The organism is Streptomyces sp. NRRL F-2664, from assembly GCF_000719345.1.
In the GTDB taxonomy this organism is placed as follows: Bacteria; Actinomycetota; Actinomycetes; order Streptomycetales; family Streptomycetaceae; genus Streptomyces.
Genome location: NZ_JOFX01000497.1, coordinates 1 through 294, shown reverse-complemented (window position 1 = coordinate 294; position 294 = coordinate 1). Strand labels below are relative to the sequence as shown.

General features: G+C 74.8%; 1 protein-coding gene. It reads right to left on the bottom strand.

Translation table 11 applies throughout. From position 1 onward, the window contains the following. Positions 1-294, bottom strand: a 294-nt coding sequence (locus IF89_RS40070) for a hypothetical protein (protein WP_043195116.1), incomplete at both ends; no start/stop codon positions are given.

Sequence of the window (294 nt, the reverse complement as noted above, 5' to 3'; positions counted from 1 at the left end):
GCGGCTTGTCGGAGTCCGGCAGCACCGTGTGCACAGACGGCCGGCCCTGGCGGTCGTACTCCGTACGTGACAGGACCCGCCCGCCGGGGCCGGCCTCCTCCAGCACGGCTCCGGTGGCCAGGTCCACCACCCGCGAGGCGGAGGTCTCGGCATCCGTGCCGGGCGCCACGGTGGTGGTCTCGGTCAGGCGCCCGTCCTCAACGGTCCGGCTGACCTCAGTCTTCAGCTCGCCCGGCCCCTCACCCCGCCCCTCCTCACCGGCGCCGTCGGCCCAGGAGACCGTCTGCGAAGCGG